General features: G+C 48.6%; 1 protein-coding gene. It reads left to right on the forward strand.

From position 1 onward, the window contains the following. The first annotated feature begins 611 nt into the window (after positions 1–611). A complete protein-coding gene (locus tag J2D73_RS20205; protein WP_207884208.1) occupies positions 612–1493 on the forward strand; it encodes a class I SAM-dependent methyltransferase in 882 nt (293 codons plus the stop codon). The last annotated feature ends 247 nt before the right edge of the window (positions 1494–1740 follow it).

A 1740-nucleotide genomic window follows, 5' to 3' on the forward strand; every position in this document is an offset into this window, starting at 1 on the left:
CGCCAATCTCATGCGCAGAAATGCTCACCCGTGATTTTCCAAACAGGCTCTGAGAGCAAGCAGCTCGGAGGCATTTCGACATCTTACGGTAAGCTGACATTGACATTCCCCACAACATTACAACTCGTCTCTGTCACTACCGGAATTAATCGACGGTAGGTAGGTCTTAAAACCCCTCAAACAGACAGCGCTATAAGCCGCGTTGCTATCGCGGCGATTGAAGTTATCTTCTGAAGCGAGTCGCTTGGAAGCTCTGCCAACTGCCCAGCTTCATTACACGAACCGCCGATGCTTCGAACGCCGCAGACGATGCGGGGTAGACTTACGCCTGTGTAGGCGTATCATGCCGAATTAGCGTTGCCTTTCTTGCCTTGTCTCTTGACTACCCCCCTTTCACGTCATGCAAACGTCAACGCCTCAAATTGGACAACTTACATCGCTTGAGTATAGATTCATCAACTCGCAGTTTACCACGCAACTTGAGTCATATTAGCCGGTTCGCCGGTCGCCCGCACAAATGGGATAGCTACTCCACTATCTAGAAGCTAACTCATGCTGTCATAACGAAGCTCCCGCAGAATCTCGTCAGAGAAATACCAAGGAAAACGCACATGAGCGAAAACGATGAAATAAAAAAAAACTCCAATCAGGTAAACGCTAAAAATAGATCTTCCACAGCTGTTCTGACTTTTCTTGACAGACTAACTGACGGCGCAGGCGAAGCACTTCTTGCCCGGATCAAGAAGAAGAGTGCCAACATTGACGAAATCTCGCGTGAAATAGCTTCAAGTGCACCAATGGAGCGACTACGTAAGCTCGCGCTGACGGGAACAGATCAACAAGATAACGTGCAGATGACCGCCGCAGATTATGACTATGTCGGTTTACCTGCCGAAGCCATGAGCCATGATTTTAGATCAGGTTTTGACTCCTTTTTACGCGAACGTTTGGGTAAGCGAGCCGGCGGATTCAAAGCAATTTTCGACGCTCTCGATCAGCACGACATTCCCCTGATCATTGAGACTGGGTGTCTGCGAGTAGCTCGCAACTGGGAAGGCGATGGTCAAAGCACCTTCCAATTCGACTGGTATGCACGCGAACGAAAGGGGCGGGTTTTGACCATCGACATCAATCCTCAGAGCGTAGACAGCGCCCGTCGCGCCTGCAGCAGTGTTACCAGCACCATTTTGAACGATTCTGTCGCTACTCTCGATGCGTTAGGGACGGTTGGCATGCCACCTGCATCTTTACTTTATCTTGATTCATTTGACCTTGATATCAACAATCCCATGCCTAGCGCCATTCATCACGCGATGGAATTGATGGCGGCACGTCGCCTCCTTGGCCCTGGAAGCATCGTATGTATCGACGACTTCGATGTTCCCCCATTGGGGCCTGGTGGTAAGGGGCTCATCGTTGACGAATTTTTCAACACGATACGTGCAGAGGTTCTCTACTCAGGGTATCAGAAAGTATGGCGTATTCAGATATAAAAAATTAAAATTCCTTATTATACCGAGAAAAAGCTGTAACATAACGACCGGAGCCTACATCCCGCAAAAAGCATGGACACAGACCGCCGATTATCTTTATGCTATGCGAATAGATTTGCACCCTACTTAATATCGATCAAAAATGAATTCATCATGCGTGATTAGCGCGTCATATGGGTAACGAGCGGAGGAACTTAGAGCCTGTTTGGAAAATCACGGGTGAGCATTTCTGCGCATGAGATTGGCG

The organism is Acetobacter sacchari, from assembly GCF_017377715.1.
Lineage (GTDB): Bacteria > Pseudomonadota > Alphaproteobacteria > Acetobacterales > Acetobacteraceae > Acetobacter > Acetobacter sacchari.